This window comes from Neiella marina (assembly GCF_002165625.1).
GTDB lineage: Bacteria > Pseudomonadota > Gammaproteobacteria > Enterobacterales > Neiellaceae > Neiella > Neiella marina.
The window spans coordinates 135,904-160,600 of sequence record NZ_NGNS01000007.1; the positions used below are offsets into that span (position 1 = coordinate 135,904).

Consider the following 24,697-nt stretch of genomic DNA (forward strand, 5'->3'; position numbering starts at 1 on the left):
TATTTTGCTTTATGGTTTATGAACGACTTTGTTTGCGTAAATTTTCAACAACAGATTCATAGTCGATATTTTCGTTGGTCTTTGACCACCTTTCCCAGAATTTAACCGTCTCACTCAAAGGTTTTTCAAGTGGTGGGGTTATCTTAATTCTGCTTGGAAGCAAAACAGAGTCCCCAACTACTAGAGCTTCTCCCACATCCATAATTGGTAATATGTCTAGTAGGCTATCCAAGCTATCTGGTAGCAGTTTTTTAACGGTCGTTTGATCTTCAGAGTTTGTAAGGCGCAAAGAAATGACATTATTACATTGACTTAAAATTGTAGTGCTTACATCAGAGGGCCTTTGGCTAACAATGAATAGCGCAACTCCATATTTACGTCCTTCCTTGGCAATTTTTTCGAAAGATTCAATAGCCCTTTTCTCTACTGGGTTTTTACCATCTTTTTTGGGTAAATAAAGATGAGCTTCGTCACATACCATTGCAATTGGGTGCCTCTCATCATGATTGGTCCAGAACTGTATTTGATAAATTAAACGGCCAACCAGCCCTACCATTACAGGTAAAATATCAGAAGGAACCTCAGAGAAGTCTATGACTTTTATTTGTTCTTTCTCTTTCTCAAAATTCATTAGTTTAGAAACTAAGCTTCCTAGCGCTCCATACTCATTTTCTGCGTCTGGAGCCTGAAATAGAAATCCATACCTTCGATCTTCCAACTTACCTTTTATTCTTGCAATTAGTCTATCGAAAGATCCATTAAACGGACCTTTCTTTTCGGAGCCAGCTTTAGCTCCGGGAACCATCTCTTCGTTCAGGTATTTTAGGTCAGCAACAACGTCTTCTATTTTAAAAGGAATTGGGCTGTCCAGAGTGAATGCTGCTAAAACTTCTTTTTTATTTAATTTTTTTAACGTGCCTGTTTTCCTATCAACAACAGATTCCTGGAACTTAGAAACTTGATTTTGTGCACTAAAACTTGAGCTATCAATAAAGAGCGATTGCATTTCTTCTGTGTTTAAAAGCCAATAAGGAAGATATAGGATCTGATTATTACATTGACCAAGTTCCTCTGGTCCAGGAACCCTTAATTGATTAGCGTAGCTAAGGCTTTTGTATTCGCCATGAAGATCAAAAACAATTAAGTTTGAAGAAGGTAATTTCGCTGCTCTCTCTAGAATAGATGCAACGGTCCAAGATTTTCCAGACCCCGTACTACCAACTAATGCGGCATGGCGTTGAAAAAATTTATTCCCGTCTAAGTATGCGTGAGCATTTTCGTCTATTACATAAGAACCTAAATCCAGACTGTGCCCAGTATCAGATTCTGATACTAAAATGTTCATGAAATCTTCAAGTTCATTACCAACTAAAACAAAAGCCTTTGCGTCAATATCAGGAACCTGCATTAATGATCGACTGAAACCGGCAGAGTTTTCAAGAGCATTCCACCTTACAGAACCGACTAAAGATACTCTCACTGCATTAATGACATCTTCTATATCTCCTTCATGCTCGAGCTCATCGTCATCTTCTATGATTTCTGCGCTAGTTAAAGAAACAGACTTTGTAACTTTCTCAACAATGGCTACTAGCCAAGTTTCAACGCCTGAAAATACTTCAAGACATACTAACTGACCTACCTTTGCTTTCCTCAAATCCTCGTCAGACTTGACATGAATTGAAACTTTCCTAGTATCAACATCTCTGACTGTGCCGACGAGCGAAGTTTTTTCATCGAATTCAAAAATCGCCATATTCCTAACGTCCCATAATTTCTTTTGCAAAGTGGTCAAAACGCCACAGTTCTTTATCGTGAATATATAGCCAATCATCAAATTGGTTATTGTAAATACGAGTTGAGTCATCGTGCTCTGACTTGCACACCAGCCATGTATTTTTGGCCTTAGCCAACAACTCCTTAATTCTTGGATTCAAGTCACGAGTGATTATTAATCCGTCTGATAGAGCATTTATCAGTTTGTCGCTGATCGCATTGTTAACTAACTGTGTATCGTTAAAGCCAAACCCCAAGAATAAAAACCTATTATGATCCCGCACAGCATCATCATATTCATTTAGTAAAATATCGCGATAGTCATGGAGCTTCTCATGTTTCGCTGTGCCTGGAGTAATCAACAACCTTTCAAATCCTGGTGGTGGCTGTTGCCATAGATCGCATTCAACAACCGCCTTACCTTTACTATATACATTCAATGATCCGTGAACTTTGTATAATTTCGCATGACTTAAACGGCGCGTAACCAATCGACGTTTAGTTCGTCCTGATTGCGCCAACTCTGAATAAGTCATTTGGCGCAATGATTGTTTCCAATCGAGATACTTGATGACACCTCCAAAAAATCCGGTACTATAAGGCACTTTACATGCGGACAATGCTGTTTCTGCCAAAAGATCATAATTGGGTGTTGCCATGTGTAGCACGGGATTGTTTTGGGGAAGCTTCCTTATTAAACGAGATATAATCTCATTTGCAGTCCATTTATCAGGGTCCGATAGGATTTTATCTAACTTAGAATTCTGAACTGAAGTTACAAACGCTGCGGTTTCGTTTACCACGTGATTGAGTAATGTTGAATCCGTAATGCTATTCATAGCAAACTCGAAATCATAAGAATCTGCTAAAAGGCTTAGCACAGTATTCCATTCTGCTGTTTGCTTCGCATCTAGATGGCGAGTTGGAATGACATTACTCAAATGCTTTTCGAGAGCAGGCATTCCAAAGTCCAGATCCACAGCACAAGAAGTCCCAGTGGCAAACATTACGAATGGTGTATCAGAAAAGAATTCTTGTAAGGCTTTATATGCTATTTCTTTGGTAATTGCCTGTTTCATAATTTATCAGTGACATTTGCCAAACATTAAAGAACAATGTCACACTTCCATTCCGTATATTGATGATATTAAATTGTTTATGATAAGCAGCGAAGTGTTTTTTTGCTGCGTTTGATTTAAGAAAAGTACAACAATGACCTTCACTTGTAGTGATGTTTATTGTTTCTGAATTAAAAATGATAAAGTATATCTAATGCCAATCTATATACTAACTTTCACTGTCTTTTAGCTCCGCAAACTTGGCTGCCATGGTTGGGTTCTTTCGGGTTAATTTCTTGACAGTCAGATCATCCGCTTTTTTATTCGCCAGGCGCAAATTATTCTCTGAGCTAAGTAGTGCATCCTTTGTCTTTTGGAGGTGGTTTATCGTCTTATCAATCTCATCAATCGCAGTTTTAAACTTTCGAGAAGCCAGATCGTAGTTTCTTGCGAAGCCAGTTTTAAAAGTGTCGAGCTCGTTTTCAAAATTCGTGATGTCGATGTTCTGCGCTTTTACCACGGCGAGTTCGTTTTTATACTGGAGTGAGTTCTGAGCAGCGTTTCTCAATAATGTGATGATAGGAATAAAAAACTGGGGTCTCACGACGTACATCTTCGGGTAACGATGTGATACGTCTACAATTCCTGTGTTGTAAAGCTCACTGTCAGGCTCTAGCAGCGAAACTAGGACTGCATATTCACAGCCTTTTTCGTTTCTGTCTTTATCTAGTTCCTTGAAAAAGTCTTCATTCTTCTTTTTGGTTGCCGTTTGGTCGCTCTCGTTTTTCATCTCGAACATTATCGAGACCGCCTCGGTTCCACCGGCATCCAAATCTCTGAAGATGTAATCGCCCTTACTCCCACCTCGCGCATCATTGTCTTTTTCAAAATATGCTGTTGGAAAAGCGGTTGCTCGAATTCGGTTAAACTCTGTCTCGCAATGCTGCTCAAGTGTTTCGCCGACCATCTTAGTGGACAACCGAGCTTTCATATCTTTAAGTCGCTCTATGGCCTCTTCGCGATCTTTAAGCTGAATTTCGTATCGCTCCTTCAATGATGTTTCAGCTAGCTGCTTTTCCAAACGCACTTTATCTAACTCGCTTTTTAGCTGTTCGCGCTCTCTTTCAGCCTGATGTGCTGCCTCAGTTACAGCATTTTTCTGAGCGATCTCCTGAGTCGCTAACCTAGACCTTAAGTCTTGAATCTCTGCATCTTTTTTGGCCGACGCTTCTTGTAATTGCGTGCTATGGGCTACCTTGGCTAGCTCCGATTCTGCCTCACTTCTTAGCTTCGCTTGTTGCAGTTGATTCGCTAAGGAGTCTCTTTCTCTCTCGACAGTTTTTAGTGCTTCCTCAACTGCTAGCTTTTGTGAAAGTTCACTTGCTTTAAGCTGTTCTTGAAGCTTGTGTATTTGAACTTCCTTTGCCGACGATTCTTTTCTCATCTCGTTTGCTACTTGCTCCTTTGCAAGAGCAATTGCATTGATTTTGTCCTTTTCTTCTAACGCCAGCCTTTCACTAAGTTGTTGCTCAAACTCAGAATCGCGTACTTGTTTGAGTAAATCAGCATACCCTGCTTCGTCAACCTTGAATGTTTTTTCACAATGCGGGCAAATAATTTCGTTCACGGACATTTTATTCCTCTACTACTGAAGTTGACTCATCTTTTCGTTCAGAGAGCTCGCTCATTACCCAGTCGTTAAATACACTCAAAGTGCTTTCTCTACGACGTTTAAGATCAAACTCATCACAAATCACTCCAACGGGGTCGCCTGGCGACTTGTTCAATGCATACTTAACTAAGCCTTTAATTTCAGGGGGAGCTATTTCAGACCATTTCCTTGGGTAGCCAAATGCATTAACCCCTCTCCAGTTGATTTCCGATACTATCTCGTCCGGCGTTACCCACACTGTTGGTGATCCTTCTTGATTCTCAACAATTCCCGCCCAAGGTTCGATTAGGGAACGCAAGTGATCAATTTGCTTCTTGCTCGTTCTGGATAGCCCGTGTAAGTTCGCCACTTCCAAAGCTAAAGCATGCAGCGTTATTGCTGGACGTTCGGCGAGAAGCTCTTTTGCGAACTGCACGATATTCGGCTTGTTATCGTCTTTGAAATAATCACCAGCGCTTATCTCTGTGGGGCTTTTAGCAGGAGCTTCAGAAGTGTCTTGTGCATCTTCATCGAGGAGTGATACATCAGCTGCTTCGGCTACTGGCGGTACGTCATCTGTTTTTTCGATTTCTGGCTCTGGGTTTTGTCTTGATTCCTCTAATAACGAATTCAGTTGGGCGTCAATTTTTTCAAGAGCAAAATCTGGGTCAACGAAGTAATCTGTTGACCACAAACGTAGAATATTCCAACCAAGATTTTCCAGAATTACCTGTCTTACCCGATCTCGGTCTCTTGCTGAAGGAGAGCTGTGATAAGTTGCGCCATCACACTCTACCCCTGCTAAATACACTCCTGGCCTATCAGGGTGAATAATGCCTAAATCTACACGAAACTTGCTAACACCAACTTGAGTTTGAACTTTCCAACCTTTCTCCCTGAGCCAGAACGCCACTGCTTGTTCAAAATCACTATCAAATTGATCGACACCATGGGCTGCAAATGACTGCTCTGCCAGTGCACTTGGTCCCCTTTCTGCAAATTCTAAGTAGTGCTTAAGGTGTTCAACTGCGGTCGCAGAGGTACGACTTAGATCGATCATTGATGAATCGAAGCTAGAGAACACCAACACTTCTGTTGTTGCACGTGTAATGGCAACGTTGAGTCTCCTTTCTCCTCCGTTTTTATTGAGAGGACCAAAGTTCATGCTCATGGTTTTGCCATCTGGTTCAGTTGGGCCGTAGCCAAGGCTTAGAATGATTACATCTCTTTCATCGCCCTGAACCGATTCCAGATTTTTGACGAACACCGGATCTCTTCCATCTTCTTGATGAAAGAATTTTTCTATTTCAGGATTTGTTCTGCGGGCGTCATCCAATAGGTCTTCGATAGTTCGCTGCTGATCCGTATTTAGAGTAACAATTCCAAGTGTTTTACCTTGTTCGTTCTTGCTAAGTAGTCTCTTAATGACTTCATCCACAACCGCTTTAGCTTCAATAGGGTTATTCCTGCCCTTACCTTTCGCATATACACCGTTAACGCGATGTAATGTCACGACTGATTCTTTAGTTTCGGAAGATGGGTATGTGACCAGCGAGTTCTCGTAGTATTTGCTATTGGAAAATGCAATAAGAGTTTCGTGCTTGCTTCGGTAGTGCCCCATCAAACGTTTTAAAGGCAGACGAGCAGCTAGAGCTTGGTCTAATATCGACTCCAAATCTTCTTCATCTGGGTCGTCTCCTGAGCTAGCCGCAGCAAAAAAGTTTGTTGGCGGCATCTGTTTAGGATCACCTACCACAATAGTGTTCTTACCTCTGGCAATTGCCCCGACTGAGTCCCAAGTTGTCATTTGAGAGGCTTCATCGAAAACGACTAAATCAAACCCTTGAAAATCTGTTGGTAGAAACTGTGCAACAGATAAAGGGGACATCATTAAGCAAGGGCAAAGATCAAGCAATGAACTACCGAGCTGGTTGATGAGTGCTCGAGTGGGTATGTGGCGGGTCTTTTTCTGAAGTTCTCTCGCAAGAGTACCGAACTCAGATTTTTTGGACGTAGTATTGGGGTCAGGTACAACATTTGATGCTAAAGCAACGATGTAATCAGCGGTAATTGCTGCTACCTGAGCATCTAATTCCCGAAAGCGCTTAATAGTCTGCTCATGAGTAGATGCTTTGAATTCTCTTAAGACAGGATCTGCATCAATCAACAGTGGCGCTATCCACTTGCTGTAAGCAAGATAAAACTGATCAACAACCTGCGTTGGTCCAATTATACCGGCTTCAAGAGCTGACGTGATGTCGCCCAGATTCTCATTGGCGATTTGTTTTTTTGCCTGCTGCCACTCACACCAGTTTTTGAGTTTTCGCTGTGCCGATATAACGTTATCAGCGCTATCTTTAATCGCCGCCAAAGAAGCGCTTTGATCCAGTGAGAATTCAAACTTTGAGAGCGAATCAGCAGTAGCTGAGAAGTCCTGCTCCAGTTTCCTGAACTTTCCTAAATTACTGATGAGTTTTGATTCATCGAGATAGTCTCTTCCTTCAACGAGCCATTTATTGAGAGCTAGCATTAAATCGAGCGGCTCTTCGCACAGCGCTAGAAGTTCGGATAGGTGCTGCCTAACCTCGAGCCCTAGCGATAGTTGCTCCTTTAGGTGGCTAGGACTTGTCGTCCACCCCTGCCAAATATCAAATTTCTCCAGAGTAGCTGCACAACCTTCAATATTGTCAATTAGCTGTTTCGCTTTAGGCAAAAGGGATATTTTTGTAACGTCTACAATCTTTGTAAAACCGAGCTTTTTAGCTTGTGAGTTAAGTTTCATCTTGTTGATGAAGGCCTTAAACCAGCCTTGAGTTGATTCCTCCGCGAGTTGCACCCAATATTCTATTGGTGCATTTACTAACTTTTCTGGGGTTGCAGCATAGCCGAATTCATCAAGCAGAGAATCTAGTGAAGACTTGTGCGATTCCAGTAGCTCTATCGTTTCTAGCCTTTCTTTCGCGCCTTTCGATAACGCAAAGTCCACATGGTTTGATTGAGCTAACTCAGCAAGTTTACATAGGCTGACTATTGCTTTGATATCAGCAAGGCAGTTAGATTCTTGTTTAAGACTGATTTGCTCAAAAATCGTTGATATAGAGCTGTCTAAGTTCGGTAATTGTTGAGCCAAACTGCTTAAGTTTGACAACAAATTGTTTTGCCAAACATTTGACCAGCTCGTTGCTTTGACTGGTTCAAAAGCTGCTCCGTCAAGCTCCTGCACATCAGCAAACGCTAGCGATAGGTTTTCCAGAAGCTTTTCAGCTTGAGCTAAATCGCCTGGTGTTTTAAATGGAGTAGCAGCCAGGTCCATAGGCCAACTTAACGTAATAGCTTCTCCAGAGTCATGGCGAGATAGCGTCGATATAGCATCACGGGCAGAAACGCCTGATGCCGACTTTTTATGGAGTGCCCTAACGTAGCCGTTCAACTGATCTTTTTTAGTTTTCAGTTCGGCTAAGTTCATCTCCCATGTTCTAGTATTTAAGCCTTCTCGTTTTTGCCACGCTTTTCCAAGTTGTTCTAGGACTGCTTTTTTGTTGGTCTTATTGCTATGCAGTTCTAAACATAAATGATCGAGCCCTACTTTTTGCATGCGACGGTAAACGACATTTAGCGCAGCCATTTTCTCCGCAACAAACAGTACTTTCCTGCCTTTGCCAAGGTTGTGGGCAATGATGTTGGCGATCGTTTCTGATTTACCTGTTCCAGGAGGCCCTTCAAGCACAAAATCTTGAGGGTGCCCTGATGCTTCTACCGCAATGAGCTGAGAACTATCGCAATTTAATGGTGTAAATACCTCTGCTGGGTCGATCTTATCATCAGCGTCCGATGGCTCGATGAATTGCGCAGTCTGCGTGTACGGGTCTCTTGGGCTATCAACCAAATGGCGTACGAATGGATTTTCTTTTAAGTCGTCAATTCGATCTCTTAAATCTTTCCACATTAGGTATTTGGCGAAAGAAAACGAAGCAAGAACTAATTCTTCAACGACTTCAAAGCCACGGTGTTCACTTATGGCTTCCCGAACTCTGTGCCACACCAAAGGCACATCGACACCACTGTCGTCTTCTGGAAGTTCATCTCTAAACTCCATAAGGTTGATGTCGTGTTCGGTATAGAGGAATTCTATTAGTGTCAGGTTGAATATCGGATCTTCATCCTGAAGTTGTTCGAGGTACACTGGCGCTCTTGCGCTTCGACGACTCAGTGATACGGGGATTAGTATTAGGGGCGCTCTGAAACTCCGTTGATCATCAGGATTTTCTTTCCACTTAAGCATTCCAAGAGCTAGATAGAGGGTATTAGAACCGCCTTCTTCTAGGTCATTTTTAGCCTTACGAAATAGGGAAACTGCATTTTTATCGAGCCGTTTAGCACTTTGATTCGCTACTAGCGTATTTTGTTGAAGCTGATCTAATGCAAACTGCCGGTGAAGGTCAGAGCCGGTGCGCATTCTGAAATTGTCTTTATCTCTTTCTCGATCGTTTAATGGGCTCTCTTCCGCAGACAAAAAACGGAATTTGTTGCCATCAGCCAACATATCCTCCATTGCCGCTATATCAGGGCAATACAGCTTCACAGATACCGCTCGCTCGCTGAAATTAAGAAGGCTATTTCGCTTTGTAAGATCAAGAAGCTTTCGAGACCAAGTATCAATGCGAGTATCAGGCGTTTCTTCTTGAACTCTTTCATCGGCCCTTACAGGAGGTAATGGCGGAGCTTCTGGCAGCTCTAGCTCAATATCCGCTGTTGCGTTAGCGCCTTGCTCTTCACGCTTTTCTTCTACCGTCGATAGCGGTTTAATCTGCCTAGCTCGTGCCTGAGCAATATCGAGGACCATGACAAAATTGTGCTCGTTCTCCTCTGATATGAGCTCACGAGCGTACTCTTGAGATTGCTTAAAAGTTACTGGCTTAGCATTTGTGACGAGAGTTGTTTCAAACAGAACGATATCTCTGTTGTCTACACGCTTACGAATATCCATTGGGTCGTCATTGGTCATGATCGGCAAACGATCATCAATTAGCCAGGCTCCAGCAAATGCATGTTCTTTGGTTAGAGCAACGACAGGATTCAAACCCATTGCTTCAATGCAGCTTGCAAACAATAGCGAAGAGTCTAAACAAGCACAGATACCTGCACTGCTAATATCGTTGGCTAACCTGATCCGTTGTCCTGTATGTGCAAAGCCTTGTGGTGGGCTTACATAAGCCAGTTTCTGTTGAAACAACACATTCCAAAGAGCCGCCAGCATGACGTATGGTTTTTCACGGGTATTGGATTGATAGCCATCAACAGAACGACCATGACCTGATTTTTCTAAAACATCAGCGACCTGTTTAATCAACGACTCTACAAAAAGGCCATTGGGTTTGATAAATGCTGCCAATAAATCCGGTTGGCGGCTCTCTCCTCCCCAATAGTTGGCAGGCAGAACACTAAGCGGCAATGATTGTGAACAAACTATTTCGTCATCAACGTATACAGAAAAATTGAGGTCTAAAGCAATTTCTTCGGTTAATCCGAATAACTTAGAAAATGGAAACTTAAGTTCGTTGAGCGGCAAAGAAATAGTTTGCCCCGGACATATTTCATCGACCACCCAGAGCTCTTCTTCAAGCCAGTCTGGGATTGCATTCAATACTACTTTTACATTGTTTTGAGGCGGTGCTGATTCCCCTAGCTCCAAGTTGGATGACGGGTAGTACAACGATAGCGTTTTGAGTATTGGATAAGCGTTTTGTTGTGCCGCTAGAGAAAATGTAGACAGAGCGTCTACCTGCAATTGAGGTGATGCGAGCATAATCCTTCCTGCTACTAAGCCAAATCCGTTGGTATAGGTAGGTTATTTAATACTTAAAAATGAAACTGTGAAGTGAGCAACATCAAAGGCATTACAAATCGTTTTTTCAATTGATGCTCCTCATGAGAGGTTTTTAGTTAAATGCAATTGCGTTGCGTCAGTTGTGGTACTTAAGACGCGCCAAGATATGACGTTGACGACATCTGTCGGTCAATATCTAGTGCAACACTGAATAACGTGAAAACTTTTGGAAGCAAGATCACGTTAAAACTACGATTTATCGAAATATCAGACAGTTAAGAAGAAACCAGTGTCGCCTAAGTTTTATCCCAATGGGAAATGTCAACGTACCCTATTTCTAGCACTAGTGCGCCCTACAAGTTAATTTTGGTATCGACTTATATCGTTGACATTTTCTTAATTACCTAAATAATATCCTTTAAAAACAATGAGATGAATTCTCGTTGAGTTTGACTCGTTCGAGATTGTTGTCTAATTCTGAATTCAGTTTTTCAGAACGATGAGAACAACATGCAATCGACTCCAAAGAGAAACATGCCTATCGCTAAGCCTCCGGTTGGAAGCTCGTCGTGGATCGTGGAGAGACACCGAATCTACGCTCCTTGCGTCGAACAAACATTACAAGCCGAGGGCTCCATCGAACATCATGCTCTGCTGTTCGCTTTGATGAGCCCGACCACGAGGTACATTAAACTCCATCCTCACGCAGTGTTTATTGAGAGTCGCGGAAATAGCTACACCACCGATATGGTCAGAGCGTTTTCAAAAACGGCCATCTGCTGCAACGAATTTAAACAGTCCACTGATGCTGAAAAGCCAAAAAACGTAGCGAAGTACAAACAGATTACGTCTGAGTTCGAAGAGGCTAACACGGCTTTTTCAGTCGTGACAGAGCGTCAACTGAATGCGATTTGCCTTTACGCAAACGCCAAAATTTTGTGTCGTTACTTCCATCAAAAACCGCCTTCAAAAAATGACAAGATGATGGTTCTGGACATTGCTAAGCGGCATGGACCAATGTTCATGCTTAGCCTAATCCGTTTGGCTCAACGCAAGAAAATTCAATATGCAAGTCAGATAGTATGGTTCTTACTTGCACATCAACAACTAGATGCTGATTTAGCCCAAGTACTGACAAGCCGAAGCCGGATTTGGTTGAACAAAGAAAGTGGTGATCGGTATGCATTTTAGTTTGTCAGCAGGACAGCGCATCCAATTTCAGGGACATAACTATGTCATCGCATATAGAGCGCCTCAACACTTAATGCTAGAGACAGCAGATCGTAAGAGCTCTCTCCCTTTATCTATCCACGATGCAGAATTCGCTTTCCTTGACGGCCAGCTCACTGATAGCCCTGATATGTCGGCGCTGACAGATGAACAAGTGTCGCTAAAGATTCAATTTATGCCGTCAGCACACCGGCAAGAACTGCTTTTCAAATACGCATTCGTGCGAGGCTTCATGTCCCGCCCGGTAAGCAAAAAAGAAGAAGAGTCTTATGCCCGAGAGATCGCTTCGCTCAACGGGTTCAATAACGTACCACCCGTTGGTTCGATAAGGCATTGGGTCACCAGATACAAAAAATCTATTGAGGCAAACAAGCCGCCGCTAATGGCTCTATACGACCATAGGCATACCGAACCGACACTAATCCAAGCAGAGGCAGTTAACAATGGCTGATCATCATGGTAGTGCAGTTTGGAAATTCCAACAGAACCGACTTTTTGAAGACATAGCTAAACGCCATATTTTGCGAAGAGGTAAGGTTGTGTTGAGTGAAGTGTATGAAAAACACTACGTACGTGAGCACGCCTCAAGACAAAACGCTGGCGACCCCATCAGCAGTCAGACTTTTTACCGGTGGGTATCAACAAAAATCCACCCAGATGTATTGATCGCAGCACAACAAGGACGGGTAGCCGCAAAGGAGGCCAAAACTGCGTTAACTGGCCGAGTCGAACACACACAGTTTATGAATGAAGTTCAATGCGATGCACGCTATAACCCCATCGCATTATTAAATCCGCTCTCGTTGCGACCTTCTGGTGTTAGACCTGTTACTTACTCTGGTATAGAGACCAAAACAACGGTTGCGATGGGGGAATTCATTGATTACGAGAACAATGCTGAATCTTCAGCAGGAGTCATTGAGCTTCTCAAGTTAATGTTACTACCTACTCCCAACCTTCATATTGAGATCGGATTGGGCAATGAATATAAACGGTATGGATATGGTAAACCAACAGAGGTTCGACTTGATTCCGGAAAAGCCAACACCGCAGCTAAAATTGACGATTTTTTAAAACTTGCTACTTGCGGGAGTAGCTACACCAGAACACGTGACTCAAAAGGTAACGGTTTGATCGAGGGTTGGCATGCGAGGCATAAATCCGAATTTTTATCACATCTGCCTGGTGCTTACGATGATACACAACAGTCTAACATTGACCCCAAACACTGGACTAAGTTCGCTGTACTGACCAACCTTGAGCACAAGATTTTAAGTGACCGGTATTGGCTGCGTTACAACTATTCATTCAGCAAACAGCGTAATTTTTATCTCCACGAGCAATGGGCTCTTGAAAGTGATTTTGCTGAACCATCGTTGCCACCGAATCCAAAACTAATTTTGGATTTTCCTGGAACGCCACACCTTCGTAAAATCATCCCGAAGGTAGGCATCGTTATACAGCTCAATCATCAAATTCGTGTATTTAACTCAGATGAACTCCAGGAGTTTCGTCGAATTCGCACGTCCCAATTATCGCAATCAGACGAACAGCGCGTTCAAGTAATAGCAAGTCCTATGCGCTCAACGGTGTCAGTGTATTGCTCCAAACTTAATCGCGGCATCGAACATGTGCCATTAATTGCGGCTCCGGACTACGAAACATTTTTTGAGGGGAGCAATCAATTTTACCGTCAGCTTGTTGCCGAGAATTTGGAAATTGACCTGGCTTCGATGACCGACCAGCAAATCATTGATTATGCCCACAATCGCGATGCAATGATTAAACGCTATTTGACCAAGCAAAAGCAAAAAGGTAAGCAACGCGCTATACGTCTAGAGGACATGCGCAATTCCCAGGAGGCGGAGGTTTCCCGACTACTACCCTACTCAGACAAACCGCTGATCCAGTCGCACGAAACAGATCCTGAACTTGAGCAAATAGAGGAGCACGAAGAAAAAGAAGAATCAGAGCCCCAAAATCAATCAACCGAACGGCCAGACTGGTCATCACGAGCGAATCCATTCAACAAAAAAGGTCGCTAAGCATGGTGATATCTCCGCAAGATATAGAGGCATTTCTGGACACTCCGATTTTTCATGATCGGTTTGTTGAAGTGATGAAAACGGTTCAAAGTTCATATGAGACGTCGTTGATTAAACGACCTGTTGGAGTCGCGGTTCTGGCACAAACAGGTGCTGGTAAATCGTATCTAATGCGTTGCTGTACTACGGCCATTTGTGACGAATTGAAGCCACAACACGATCGCAATGTCTTTGGGCCAATAACAATCACAATGAAGAGTGGCGCGACTCGTGATTACGTAATTAAGCAAGTATTGAAGTGCCTTAATATCAACACATCCGGATATGCGAACAACGATCTTGAGGACCTGTATTACACTCAACTAAAGGCGCTCGAAATTCCCCTTTTAGCTATTGACGAAGCACACCACCTCCTCCGGCAACACGACAACCAATTCAATATTGCTGTGGCACAGCTCATTAAGAACACAATGGAAATCGCTAAGGTTCCGGTTGCAATGATCGGTACGGAAAAACTTCGCAGGCTATTTGATTTAGACGAAGAGCTTCAATCGCGAACGTCTATTGCACCCAGCCTCAAACCTATGTCATGTGCGACGCCAGCTGAAAAGCGATACTTCGAGGATTTCGTGCGCATATACATCCAATCTATGCCGGTTAGTTCGATTGATTTAACGAGCCACGATCGCATTCTACGCGTTGAACTAGCGACAGGTGGCAACCTGAGAACTTTGTCATACATCGTTCAGCGCGTGCTACTGAATGTCTCAGATCCGGAAAAACAAGTAACACTCAAAGACTTTGCCGAAAGCTACGAGCTCGTTCGAAAGCGTCCCGTATTCAATAAGCGCGGCGAGCCCATTAATCCCTTTTTAGCTGAGCTGAAAACTGTCAAACGGGCTCTGGGTTATGCGTAACTTTGTGTTGAACGTTTACCCCAAAGCGCTGCCTGGTGAATCCGTTCGAGGGTATCTGGAAAAGCTAAATGCTGTAAATGGATTCAAAGGGCCGCAAGACATCGCGAACAAAATCGGCAGCACTTATTACCCGTTACTCTACCCTACTGCCAAGGCTTGGAAGAAGTTCCTTGTGGAGTTAGCACCATACGCGCATCAGGCTGCCGACCAGTTGTGGGAAGCACTCTCGTCACACTGGACTTTCGATCACTGGCAAAAAGCCCCCTTGAGAGCGCTTCATACTTTCCATAAGGGCTGTCGCGTTTGTCCAGAGTGCGTTGCTGAAAATGGATATTTCAGAGCAAACTGGGATCATTCTCTTGTCACTGTGTGCCCCGTTCACAAGGTTTCGTTGATTGAACGATGTCAGGATTGCGACGCACCGTTTAAATGGAACCGCAAATGGTTAGGCCGCTGCACTGAATGCCGATCTCCACTTGTGCAAACCAATGCCTGTCTCAGCTCTGGCGATCCGTTACTTGTGGCCACGCATGCAATTTGTGAAGGCAATATTAGTTACACCAATATGCTGCTGCTGGCATGCATGCGACTAGCGAGACCATTCGATAACCTGCTCGCCGAGCCTTCTCTAGAGTTATGGGATGGACCAACGATTCAAAATTTATTGCGCCAGGCAATAGCGCTCATCCATTCCGAACGCTATCGCGCGGGTTATTTAGCTTCTCTTGAAGCCAATCGCCATCATCAGTACAGGCACCTATCTGCTGATGCGGTCTTTGAACCATGGCTAGCATTTAAAGCTCATGCCGCAGACATGGGTCACCGACTTGATAATGTTTGGCCGGAGTTAAACTTCAGTTTAGATGCATTGGACAAACAACCAACAACAACTACAAACATCGCTATGGCGGCACATCAAGTATCAAGCGTATCACGAAGCCGAATCGTGTCATCAGCAGAGTTAGCTCATCAAGTATCAGCAGCGCGTTTGTCGGCATGGCTAAGCCTAAACATGGAAGCGATTGATGACATGTTGCGCCATGGGGTCTTAAAACCGTGCACATCAACAAAGTCATTTAGAGACAGCCTGTATGACGCTTCGGCAATCATCGAGCGCCTAAAGCGAGTTGAATCAATTGTCGTTCAGGAATCTGGAGCATTACTAGATGCCGAAGGCATTCAACGCGTACTTCCCTTATTCGCAGCTAATTTTGCGGATGTTGTGGAGTGTATTTTCGAGCAGCGACTGTCTGTTTACAAAACAAGTGAGCATCAAAGTCTACGGCAATCCTTCGTCGATAGAGCTGAATTGTTTGGTGCACTCACCACAAACCTATATACACGCGAACAGCCGCTCGACGTCAACGGACTATGTGCAATTTTGGGTTGTCACACGACCCACATAAAGCGTCTAGAGAAAGAGGGTTTACTCTCACTTAACCATTGGCACCACCCCAAAAATTTCGGAAAATCAGACGTTGATTTGACTAGTTGTCATGAATTCCTGAAACGCTGGATATCGCTGAACCGATTATGTGAATTGTTAGATGTTGATCTGCATGTACTAGTCAAGTGCCTACCCCCCTCATTTTTACATGTATCAACCTTTAGAGGTGTTCGCCTCTACCTCGTCGAGAATACTTTTTCCAACACCTCAGAGATTCGAATTGCACTAGCTGAATTGAATGTTGATACATCATTAATTGAGCGAAGCAATCTGCTTCCAGAGTCATGCTCTATTGAGGAACTTGAGAATAGACTGATTGACACAGCGACCGACTTATCTGGCTCGGCAGGTGTTGCGCAAGACTGGTACAACAATCATGTCATCATGCGACTAGGAACAACTGCTTACGGGGCCCTCCATCATTATGGTCAGCCCGTTATTCCGATTGTGATTAATGACTTGTTCTCTGAACTATCACGAACCGATAAAAGGTAATGACTATGGATGACTTCGGTTACCACGACGCGCTAATCAATGTTGTTCATGAACTGCTTCATTTGCACTGTGATAATGACCAAAAGCGAGAATCGACTTGGTTACGAACGCCCCACGCGGGACTCAACTCTTTGTCGCCTAACCGTGCTATGCGAAGCATACAAGGTGCAGAAGAGGCATTTGACCTTCTCCGTTCAGAATACCGCACGAACAACCAAATTTAAGGAACGTCATGGCATTACCTGCACGATTTACAAAATCCGAACGAACTCTTCTCATCAATTTAGTTCAAGCAGAGTTGCGCCGAATATGCGGTGATGCTGAGTTTAGCGAGCTATCGACGGTCCTTAAAAAGCTACGCACCCTAGGAGAGGTTGACGATATCGATATTGACCAGATGTACATTCGTACCTGCCTCTGCCAAAGCCCGGCGCAAGTTGAGCGCCTAATGTCCTCCAACTTGGTTTGGTGTCAGTGGTATTTCGAGAACGTCCTAGCCAGCTGGCATCTGACGCCAAAAGCGTTAGTAGAAAATGGAGGTATAGATACTTTTTTAACGTGGCTCAATGATAAACGAAAAGGAACGTTTGAATGAGTGTTCCCATTACCAAGCATCCGGTTGTCATCATGCCAGTATCGCGTATGGCAAACGACTTTAGTTGAAGAACAGAAATAACTGGGTGATTGAGTGAAGATTTACGATGAAAAGAACAAGAAAATGGTCGTAGTCCAGCAATGCGACGTTTGCGGGGAAAGTGTAAAGCTACAAGTCAATGACGTGCAACTCAGGGATGGAGTGCTGTCAGCGAATTGGGGAGACGCATCTTCTGTAGGCGGCAATGTTTATCATCTAGACCTTTGTCATGACTGCTTCAAATATGCCTTAAGCGCCTTGCGTGAAAAGCGTCGTAGTCTGGCAATGTTCAACGAAGAAATTGACTTGCCGGATGAAGACTTTGGCCGTATTGATAGACCTGCCCCAAACAATAAATAAAACTAAACTCGAGGCGTTATCTGAATTAGCTTAGCTGTACTAGCTTGTATTCCATCTGATGCTGTAGATAGCACAGCGTTATCTGTTCGCGCAGCCTATATACCTAGCGAGATAACTCATTTATGGACAAAACCTTCATAGAGCTGAACACTTTTGTTTTAGCATTAGATTAGGAAATCTATGGTCATTGTGGGATGAAAACACCAGAAGAAGAGCACAAATAAGCCAGCGTTGAAGGAACGCTGGCTTAATTAAAAGCGTCAATTTATTTTAGGACGGCACACATTTCTATCGCAATTAAGCTTTTGTTTTCTTTCGACGTAGAGCGGCAATGCCGAACAGACCAAGTGCCATGGTGGCGTAGGTCGCTGGCTCTGGGATATCCATGCAGTTTTCTGTGCATGAGCCTAGTGGTGGCGTGATGGCATCTGTGGTGAACAGGATAGCTTCCACATAACCACCGCTTTCGCGTAACGGCTTCAGCGTGGTGAGCACGCGGTCACCGGCCAAATCGATATCGAATTGGACGGTATCTGCCGCACCCCACACATGGAGGCTTGTATACCCTTCTAGCCAATCGCTCATTTCTTGAGCGTATCCACTTTCTTCAATAAACGTGTGACCATCGCCATTGGTTTGCGGTGGCCAAGCCGGAGAACTGTCATGGAATTCGCCATGTACATTGTACATGAAGGAGAGTCCATCAGTGTTAACCGATAAGCTATATTCAGCGAAGTAATCGCTGAATATGCTTACTACTGCGGACATATTGGAGAAATGAACGCCTCCATGTCCGTTGATGTTGGACCATATGAGATACGAGAGGCCGCTGGCCTCATCGTGCAACCAGTCGCTAGTATAGCTGTGGCTAACTTCATCATTGAATTTGGCTACATCATACTCAAACGGGATGATTGCGGCAGATGCGCCAAAAGAAAATCCGAGTGTTGCGAAAGTTAAGAGTACGAGTCCACAAATGTTTTTATTCAAAGTCATTTTATATCCCTATTGGCCTAGGCCAATCCTTAAAAGTCATTGGAGTAAAAGAAAGTGCTGCCAAACAAAAAATGAAGCCCTAGTTAAGCAAAAATCTCTCCAATATATATAACCTCATTTTTTTTATGGTTTTTTTTTGAGCAGACTCTTGCTAATATAATTCATGTGTAAAAAATATTGACATACCATATTGATTTTAATCAATTTTGTAAGCTGATGTTAAATCTCATTACTGCCAATGATATTTATGTGTCAATCGAAACGTTTAGGGGCATAAATGAGTTTAAGTAAGAGCCGTCCATTCTGAACTACACGAGAATGAGCACTTCTAGCCATTCTGAAGTATGGCCACAACCTTTTGATTTACATCGATCGCTGTTCTGGTTCTCAGTGCGAATAACCAGTAAAAACCATTTGGAGATTCTACGTAGAACTCAGAACGGCCTACCGTTCTGAGTTACGCCTTCTATTCTGAGATGTTAACGAGGCAGCCTATAGCCAAAGAAAGTAGCGATCATTGCCTGCTTCAGAAAGATGATTGCGCTCTGTTAGAGATGGCGCCATGTGGAAGCAAAAGCATGCTTAGAAATTATTGACGTCATAGTCGTTTGTTAGTTGCTTTTGCCTCTGACAAGCTGAATCCATGAAGGCAACATACCCAGGGTTGAAACAAGCAAAGAAAGAAAGGCAATGATCAGAGAGGTATTGCTGTTATCTGGAGTAACTACATCCTCCCTCTTTCTTTTATCTTCCTGAAGCTCATTTAACAGAACATCAGTTTTCAACCTGAGCACATCTAGCTCCTTTCGAAATTTAGCTTGTTGCCGTTCAAATATAGCCAGAGCCATTTCATCACTTGCGGGACTTTCTCCAAAGCTCAAGCTAGCCTTATTTCTTAACTCCATAAACCCTTTCTCAACGGCTAGTCGTTGCTCCTGTAACACATAGTCACCTTTATCTAGGTTCACCTCTTCTATTACACGCCCTTTCATTAGAGGCTTTAAGTTTTCACTTAAAAAGAAGTGAACACCAAAACCTATTGATATTGCTAAAAATAGTATTGGGATGTATTTCATATGTAATTCAATCCTTGAGGGAAAAGCAGCCCACATAAGGGGCAGCAAAACTAAATCGCCGCGAAGTTTTAGCGTCCCAGCGCACTGGCGAGCGCTTTTGATGCGTTTGTTATGTTTTTATTTGCCAAACGGTGGTGTCACCATCTTTACCATATGTAATCAAACCTCGTTCAGCCAGAACGTGAAGATAGGCCTGAACAGTTCTAGCATGGCAATTCACAATGTGTCCCAGCCCTCTAGCTGTAAATGCTTCATCAGGACGCGTTTGCATATAAGTAATGATTTGCTCCATTACGTCTTTTCCTAGTCTAGCAATGGTAGAGTTTGCCACTTGTTTAGATAAGGCTTTGGTCTCAAAGCTATCCCCTGGCCGTGTAATATCCGAGATAACCTTTTCAGCCTCTTCTGTAATTACGTCCTTGAGGTTATTGGCATCTAAAAAATGTTCTTGATTATCATAATCACTAGGTGCGTATAGGACTTGTGGCTTGCATACCAAGATCGAAAAAAAGATTAGGACGAGAAGAACAGGAAAAAGCATAACGAAATACACAAATTGCGCTTGAATTTCCTGTGGCAGAGCAACCAAAGCCCCGGTGGCAAAAACTTCGGCAGCACCGGAAAACATCGCAATTATCGTCAATGGATTACTAACTTTCATTACCCCTCCATCATCATAAAAACATAGCGCCGTAAACAGGGGCAAAGGCCAGCGGCTCGCCGCGTTGTGGCCTTTGTCCACGCGAGGAACAAAGCGACGAGTGCTTTCTGATTTGCCTAGTTACACGTACGCAGAATTGGTTCGAGCATTTACAATTTCTATTTTCGGATTAACTTTTTGAACCAGTTCAGTGATGAAACCTATGTCTTGGGTGCTCATCCTACTACCGCAAATTATTTCCCGAATCTTAACGTTTACATACTGTTTATTATTACGAACGAAAACTCGTTCCTCTTCTTCGTATTGCCACACATCAAGCTTATGGCTTAGTACATCAATCGCTGAACCATGGTGGAAGTTGTGAAGGCCGACTCTATGCAGGCCATCATATATGATTGGCTCGACTTCATACTTATTTCGGTCTACCTCTACACCGATTGCTACACCTTTGTGGCCTTCAGCATAATGAGACCACATCAGCTCGTTTTTGGGGTCTCTGGACAACGAACAGATTCGAATCTTTTCTTTTTCGCCCTTTAGAAGGCGCTTCATATCTTGATCAATCGAGCCACCGCTTTGGCTATATAGATAGCGGCCTTCCATAGGATCGTTCAAGTCAAAATAGGGGGCAGCATACAACCTTTGCTTTAAGATGATATCGGTAAAGAAACGAAAGCTTTGAATACCTCTATATTTGTAAAGCAACACTGAGCTCTCCTAGTACGTGTGACGGTGTTGTTACTGCGAATTCACAGTAAGTCAGAAATTCGCAATTCATATTTTTAATGATTCATTCCTGATTTTTCCATCAAGAACGAGGAGGTAGGAAAGCTGAGGAGCTACTTTCGAACCAGTCCTTGGTGTGGAAAGTGAGAATGAGTACATACTGGGGTCTATATAAACACATTAGCCTCAGCTAATTCATGCTTCAAATCATAAAGATAAAAATTGTAACTTGCGTGAAAGTGCGGCAAAAAACGACCTTTATACTTATAACTGTATAAACCATCAGTATTTCGGTGAGACGTTCATGCTTCGAGAGCCTCTGCATGAGCGGAACAAAGAAAATCGAAACTCACTTTGGGGCAAAAATAAGTTAGGAGCGCCCTGCTCTGCTTATCGTTCATTTTGAGGTAGAAGGTGTTTTTGCTCTCCTGCTGTTCTGAGTTGGCAAGCTAACCCATTGATTTTTGGTATCCTCGGTTCTGAGTTACGTGCTCTATTCTGAGATGTTAACGACCAGCCCGTAAGCAGCTTCAAGGTTTGCAACGACAACTGCTTTTGTTCGTAGGATCGCTCTTCGAATTAAACGGAACTATACAATTGAAACCTGATCAATATTGAGAATATAGCGAATTATATTCTGTTGTTTCATCAATATAACCATCGAGGAGATCCGACTTAAGATGTCCTTCGAGTACTTCAATCAAAAAGTTTTTATCCTCTGATCTCGAGCTATGGATCATGCTCCTTAGTGTTTTCTCATACTTTTCAAGGTTTCCAAATCTATTGTAAGCCTCATCCAATACGAAACTAATATCATTATCCTGTGAATATAGGCAAAGAGCTCCGATCCAAAAAACATTGGAAAGTTTTTCAGTTATCTCTGTGTTTCTATTTTTTAACTCTTCTGAAACCAAAAACTCTTGGAATCTAAAGTGGCCAAAGATATATTTTCTTGTTATTGGATCAAGCAATAATATATTACAAGGATCAATCAGCTCAATCAGGCATATATTTAGCATGTGATCATTGAACTTATGAGAGAGGTTCTTTTTCATAAATTCGAAAATTTCAGTTTTCTCTGCTGAACGTATTCCTCTATTGTGCATCTCAAGAGCTATTTTTTGAGCACACTCAATTAAGTGCTGAGGAGTATTCTTTTGGCGGCATATTTCTTTATGTTTGTCGTACTCCCCAGCCAGCAATCTAAATCGCTCTTTGTATATTTCACTTTCTGTTGATGGAGCATTAATCCCTTTTTCAATTAAAGTGCATGTTATGGTTGATAATAATGGGGTTTTTATATGCTCATGCAGATTTCTCTTTGATATATTTTCAATAAGAAAATTTGCTTGCTCTAAGTTGTCTTTAAACCAGTTCCTGATAAAGCCATAGAGCTGATCTTCCGTGAATGGTAGTAATGTTATACCCATCGCTCTCGTCGGCACCGAAAAATTACGCCGACTATTTGATCTTGATGAAGAGCTTCAATCAAGGTTCTCAATAGCTCTGAGCTTAAAGTCCATGTCATGCGCGACTCCAGCAGAAAAAGAGTATTTCGAAAATTATGTTCAGATATACACAACATCAATGCCGGTTAGATCTGTAGATCTAACCAGCCACGATAGGATCTACCGAGTCGAATTAGCCACGGGGGGTAACCTTCGAAGGTTGTCGAGCCTTGCACAACAGGTACTTATGGATGTCGAGGATGAAAAGAAACAAATCACGCTTAACGACTATGCCGATGCTTATGAATTGATCCGTGAACGCCCGATATTCAACCAGCGAGGAGACGTCGTTAATCCTTTCACGGTTGATTTGGGTGTCGTAAAGAGGCTGTTGGGTTATGCGTAATTTCGTTATGAATATTTACCCCACAGTAGTTCGTGGTGAGTCAGTACGCGGCTATGTCGAGCGGTTGAACGCAGTGAATGGGTATAAAGGGCCACAGGATATAGCTAATAAGCTCGGTACTTCTTATCGCCCTTCGTTATACCCGACAGCAAAAATTTGGAAGAAATTCGTTAAGGAGTTAGCACCATACGCACATCAGCCTGCTGACCAATTGTGGGCAACGCTGTCATCTCATTGGACGTTTGAAGCCTGGCCAAATTCAGTTTTAAGTGCGTTACATTTGTTTCACAAGGGCTGCCGTATTTGTCCAGACTGCGTTGCTAAAAATGGTTATTACAGTGCAAACTGGGATCATTCGCTTGTCACCGTCTGCCCGATCCATCGGGTCACATTGATAGAACGATGTCAGGAATGCAATGCGCCACTTAAGTGGAATCGAAAGTGGTTAGGCCGCTGCACTGAATGCCGATCTCCACTTGTGCAAACCAATGCCTGTCTCAGCTCGGAAGATCCGTTGCTAGTGGCCACACATGCAATTTGTGAAGGCAATATTAGTTACACCAGTATGCTGCTGCTGGCATGCATGCGACTAGCGAGACCATTCGATAACCTGCTCGCCGAGCCTTTTCTAGAGTTATGGGATGCTCCAACGATTCAAAATTTATTGCGCCAGGCAATAGCACTCTTCCATTCCGAACGCTATCGCGCTGGTTATTTAGATTCTCTTGAAGCCAATCGCCATCATCAGTACAGGCACCTATCTGCTGATGCGGTCTTTGAACCATGGCTAGCATTTAAAGCTCATGCCGCAGACATGGGTCACCGACTTGATAATGTTTGGCCGGAGTTAAACTTCAGTTTAGATGCATTGGACAAACAACCGACAACAACTACAAACATCGCTATGGCGGCACATCAAGTGTCAAGCGTATCACGAAGCCGAATCGTGTCATCAGCAGAGTTAGCTCATCAAGTATCAGCAGCGCGTCTGTCGGCATGGCTAAGCCTAAACATGGAAGCGATTGATGACATGTTGCGTCATGGGGTCTTAAAACCGTGCACATCAGCAAAATCATTTAGAGATAGCTTGTATGACGCTTCAATAATCATCGAGCGGCTAAAGCAAGTTGAATCAGTCGTCGTTCAGAAATCTGAAGCACTATTGGATGCCGGTGACATTCAATGCGTACTGCCCTTATTCGCCGCAAATTTTGCGCATGTTGTTGAGTGTATTTTCGAACAACGCCTCAGAGTTTATAAAACAAATGAAGACCAGACGTTACGTCAATCTTTCGTCGATAGAGCTGAATTGTTTAGTGCACTCACCACGAATTTATATACACGCGAGCAGGCAATCGATGTAAACACCCTTTGTGCGATTTTGTGCTGCCATACCACCCACATAAAACGGCTCGAACAGGAGAACCTATTAACTATCAATCACTGGCATCACCCTAAGAGCTTCGGTTTGTCCGATGTTGATTTGCCCAATTGTCGTCACTTTCTGAACCAGTGGATATCGCTAAACCGCCTATGTGCGCTGCTGGATATTGAGCTGAATTTACTTATTGATTGTATTCGCCCCTCTTGCGTGAAAGCTTCGCATTTCAGAGGCATAAGTCTCTACTTGCTTGAAAATACGCCCGACAATCGTGAGCTGCTCCGAGACGCAATGGTGGCAATTAAAGCCGATGTGCGGCTACTCGAGCAAAGCAACATCATCCCTCAGCCATATAAACGGGAAAGCATCGAAGAACAGCTGATCGCCACGGCAACGGATGTATCTGGGTCCTCCAGCGAAGCTATCGACTGGTACAACAATCATGTCATACCGCGCATAGGGACTACGCCTGCCGGTGCCATATATCAGTATGGTTCACCGGCACTACCCATAGTGGAACGCGATTTGTTCTCGGAATTATCTTTGGATGATAGGAGGTAATG

General features: G+C 43.3%; 18 protein-coding genes. 9 read left to right on the plus strand and 9 right to left on the minus strand.

The features are described from left to right. Positions 1–16 precede the first annotated feature (16 nt). The 4 genes from CBE68_RS08360 to CBE68_RS08375 all read right to left on the minus strand — a co-directional run bounded on the left by CBE68_RS08360 (position 17) and on the right by CBE68_RS08375 (position 10,291). A complete protein-coding gene (locus CBE68_RS08360) occupies positions 17–1,756 on the minus strand; it encodes an ATP-binding protein (protein ID WP_087505626.1) in 1,740 nt (579 codons plus the stop codon). Between the two features lie 4 nt (positions 1,757–1,760). Next, positions 1,761–2,855 (minus strand): SIR2 family protein, encoded by a 1,095-nt coding sequence (locus CBE68_RS08365; RefSeq protein WP_087505627.1) that lies wholly within the window; start codon positions 2,853–2,855, stop codon positions 1,761–1,763. Between the two features lie 208 nt (positions 2,856–3,063). Then, the gene (locus CBE68_RS08370) at positions 3,064–4,467 is read right to left on the minus strand and encodes a DUF2130 domain-containing protein (protein WP_233143582.1); all 1,404 of its coding nucleotides are present in this window, start codon (positions 4,465–4,467) and stop codon (positions 3,064–3,066) included. 1 nt (position 4,468) lies between these two features. Further along, complete coding sequence (locus CBE68_RS08375) at positions 4,469–10,291, minus strand: DUF4011 domain-containing protein (RefSeq protein WP_087505628.1); 5,823 nt, start codon at positions 10,289–10,291, stop codon at positions 4,469–4,471. A gap of 531 nt (positions 10,292–10,822) precedes the next feature. Here CBE68_RS08375 and CBE68_RS08380 point away from each other — a divergent pair. The 7 genes from CBE68_RS08380 (at position 10,823) to CBE68_RS08415 (ending at position 17,440) form a co-directional block, all read left to right on the plus strand. Next, positions 10,823–11,503, plus strand: a complete 681-nt coding sequence (locus CBE68_RS08380; protein WP_087505629.1) for a hypothetical protein — start codon at positions 10,823–10,825, stop codon at positions 11,501–11,503. Then, positions 11,493–11,993 carry a hypothetical protein gene (locus CBE68_RS08385; protein ID WP_087505630.1) on the plus strand — a complete coding sequence of 167 codons (501 nt, stop codon included), beginning with the start codon at positions 11,493–11,495 and terminating at the stop codon, positions 11,991–11,993. Before CBE68_RS08380 ends, CBE68_RS08385 begins: the two co-directional genes overlap by 11 nt. Then, positions 11,986–13,587, plus strand: coding sequence for a hypothetical protein (locus tag CBE68_RS08390; protein WP_087505631.1), 1,602 nt, complete (start codon positions 11,986–11,988; stop codon positions 13,585–13,587). The genes CBE68_RS08385 and CBE68_RS08390 overlap by 8 nt, the downstream gene beginning before the upstream one ends. 2 nt (positions 13,588–13,589) lie before the next feature. Then, on the plus strand, positions 13,590–14,504 hold the full coding sequence (locus CBE68_RS08395) for an ATP-binding protein (protein ID WP_087505632.1): 915 nt from the start codon (positions 13,590–13,592) through the stop codon (positions 14,502–14,504). Beyond that, positions 14,497–16,446 carry a TniQ family protein gene (locus CBE68_RS08400; RefSeq protein WP_087505633.1) on the plus strand — a complete coding sequence of 650 codons (1,950 nt, stop codon included), beginning with the start codon at positions 14,497–14,499 and terminating at the stop codon, positions 16,444–16,446. Before CBE68_RS08395 ends, CBE68_RS08400 begins: the two co-directional genes overlap by 8 nt. Positions 16,447–16,678: 232 nt before the next feature. Further along, the gene (locus tag CBE68_RS08410) at positions 16,679–17,041 is read left to right on the plus strand and encodes a hypothetical protein (RefSeq protein ID WP_087505635.1); all 363 of its coding nucleotides are present in this window, start codon (positions 16,679–16,681) and stop codon (positions 17,039–17,041) included. Positions 17,042–17,134: 93 nt separating this feature from the next. Beyond that, positions 17,135–17,440: a hypothetical protein gene (locus CBE68_RS08415; protein ID WP_087505636.1), complete on the plus strand. Its 306-nt coding sequence runs from the start codon at positions 17,135–17,137 to the stop codon at positions 17,438–17,440. A 297-nt stretch (positions 17,441–17,737) separates the two neighbouring features. On the opposite strand, the gene CBE68_RS08420 is transcribed toward CBE68_RS08415, so the two are convergent. From CBE68_RS08420 to CBE68_RS08440, 5 genes are all read right to left on the minus strand, one after another. Beyond that, a complete protein-coding gene (locus tag CBE68_RS08420; protein WP_087505637.1) occupies positions 17,738–18,436 on the minus strand; it encodes a PEP-CTERM sorting domain-containing protein in 699 nt (232 codons plus the stop codon). A 611-nt stretch (positions 18,437–19,047) separates the two neighbouring features. Continuing rightward, positions 19,048–19,512: a hypothetical protein gene (locus tag CBE68_RS08425; RefSeq protein ID WP_143824516.1), complete on the minus strand. Its 465-nt coding sequence runs from the start codon at positions 19,510–19,512 to the stop codon at positions 19,048–19,050. Between the two features lie 109 nt (positions 19,513–19,621). After that, positions 19,622–20,173 (minus strand): hypothetical protein, encoded by a 552-nt coding sequence (locus tag CBE68_RS08430; protein WP_087505639.1) that lies wholly within the window; start codon positions 20,171–20,173, stop codon positions 19,622–19,624. 120 nt (positions 20,174–20,293) lie between these two features. Next, entirely contained in the window at positions 20,294–20,881 is a 588-nt protein-coding gene (locus CBE68_RS08435) for a DUF2971 domain-containing protein (protein ID WP_087505640.1), read from the minus strand. A gap of 626 nt (positions 20,882–21,507) precedes the next feature. Beyond that, the gene (locus CBE68_RS08440) at positions 21,508–22,329 is read right to left on the minus strand and encodes an NACHT domain-containing protein (RefSeq protein ID WP_087505641.1); all 822 of its coding nucleotides are present in this window, start codon (positions 22,327–22,329) and stop codon (positions 21,508–21,510) included. On the opposite strand from CBE68_RS08440, the gene CBE68_RS08445 reads away from it, so the two are divergent. Together CBE68_RS08445 and CBE68_RS08450 are read left to right on the plus strand one after the other, a co-directional pair. Beyond that, positions 22,304–22,753, plus strand: coding sequence for a P-loop NTPase family protein (locus tag CBE68_RS08445; RefSeq protein WP_087505642.1), 450 nt, complete (start codon positions 22,304–22,306; stop codon positions 22,751–22,753). The two genes, CBE68_RS08440 and CBE68_RS08445, sit on opposite strands and share 26 nt — an antisense overlap. Further along, a complete protein-coding gene (locus tag CBE68_RS08450) occupies positions 22,746–24,695 on the plus strand; it encodes a TniQ family protein (RefSeq protein ID WP_087505643.1) in 1,950 nt (649 codons plus the stop codon). Before CBE68_RS08445 ends, CBE68_RS08450 begins: the two co-directional genes overlap by 8 nt. Positions 24,696–24,697 lie beyond the last annotated feature (2 nt).

What these genes read in the sequence shown, in the direction of transcription:
- CBE68_RS08360 (WP_087505626.1), bottom strand. Translation starts at nt 1,756, where the DNA reads ATGGCGATTTTTGAATTCGATGAAAAAACTTCGCTCGTCGGCACAGTC.
- CBE68_RS08365 (WP_087505627.1), bottom strand. Translation starts at nt 2,855, where the DNA reads ATGAAACAGGCAATTACCAAAGAAATAGCATATAAAGCCTTACAAGAA.
- CBE68_RS08370 (WP_233143582.1), bottom strand. Translation starts at nt 4,467, where the DNA reads ATGTCCGTGAACGAAATTATTTGCCCGCATTGTGAAAAAACATTCAAG.
- CBE68_RS08375 (WP_087505628.1), bottom strand. Translation starts at nt 10,291, where the DNA reads ATGCTCGCATCACCTCAATTGCAGGTAGACGCTCTGTCTACATTTTCT.
- CBE68_RS08380 (WP_087505629.1), top strand. Translation starts at nt 10,823, where the DNA reads ATGCAATCGACTCCAAAGAGAAACATGCCTATCGCTAAGCCTCCGGTT.
- CBE68_RS08385 (WP_087505630.1), top strand. Translation starts at nt 11,493, where the DNA reads ATGCATTTTAGTTTGTCAGCAGGACAGCGCATCCAATTTCAGGGACAT.
- CBE68_RS08390 (WP_087505631.1), top strand. Translation starts at nt 11,986, where the DNA reads ATGGCTGATCATCATGGTAGTGCAGTTTGGAAATTCCAACAGAACCGA.
- CBE68_RS08395 (WP_087505632.1), top strand. Translation starts at nt 13,590, where the DNA reads ATGGTGATATCTCCGCAAGATATAGAGGCATTTCTGGACACTCCGATT.
- CBE68_RS08400 (WP_087505633.1), top strand. Translation starts at nt 14,497, where the DNA reads ATGCGTAACTTTGTGTTGAACGTTTACCCCAAAGCGCTGCCTGGTGAA.
- CBE68_RS08410 (WP_087505635.1), top strand. Translation starts at nt 16,679, where the DNA reads ATGGCATTACCTGCACGATTTACAAAATCCGAACGAACTCTTCTCATC.
- CBE68_RS08420 (WP_087505637.1), bottom strand. Translation starts at nt 18,436, where the DNA reads ATGACTTTGAATAAAAACATTTGTGGACTCGTACTCTTAACTTTCGCA.
- CBE68_RS08425 (WP_143824516.1), bottom strand. Translation starts at nt 19,512, where the DNA reads ATGAAATACATCCCAATACTATTTTTAGCAATATCAATAGGTTTTGGT.
- CBE68_RS08430 (WP_087505639.1), bottom strand. Translation starts at nt 20,173, where the DNA reads ATGAAAGTTAGTAATCCATTGACGATAATTGCGATGTTTTCCGGTGCT.
- CBE68_RS08440 (WP_087505641.1), bottom strand. Translation starts at nt 22,329, where the DNA reads ATGGGTATAACATTACTACCATTCACGGAAGATCAGCTCTATGGCTTT.
- CBE68_RS08450 (WP_087505643.1), top strand. Translation starts at nt 22,746, where the DNA reads ATGCGTAATTTCGTTATGAATATTTACCCCACAGTAGTTCGTGGTGAG.